Genomic DNA, 534 nt, shown 5'->3' on the forward strand with positions numbered 1-534 from the left:
CTCGTGGTATAGCTTTCGATTCAATTAAATCTTTAAATACTTGACCAGGACCTACAGAAGGCAATTGGTCCTCATCACCTACAAATATCAATTGTGCATCTAAAGGAACTGCACTTAAAAATTGGTGGAACAACCAAGTATCTACCATAGACATCTCATCAATGATTATGAGTCGTGCGTTTATTTCATTTTCTAATATATCCTCTGGCTTTGTGTCTTGATTCCAACCTATTAAACGATGAATCGTCATAGCTTCTAATCCAGTTGACTCTTGTAGTCTCTTGGACGCTCTTCCTGTTGGCGCTGCTAATACAACTGGATAATCATCATTGACATAATCATCATAATCTAATGATAAGCCATGAATCTCAGCATATAATTCAACAATACCTTTAATTACTGTCGTTTTTCCTGTTCCCGGTCCACCGGTTAATAGCATCACCTTAGAATTGATAGCCGTTTGCAAAGCTTCTTTTTGTGAAGCTGCATAGTTCACTTGATTCGCATCTTCTATTTCACCAATATGCATTTGTA

Annotated in this window: 1 protein-coding gene; it reads right to left on the bottom strand. The window is 37.1% G+C overall.

From position 1 onward, the window contains the following. Positions 1-534 (bottom strand): AAA family ATPase (locus IDG60_RS27230; RefSeq protein ID WP_164825709.1); only part of this gene is annotated, 534 nt, incomplete at both ends.

Source organism: Staphylococcus sp. EG-SA-2 (assembly GCF_017152085.1).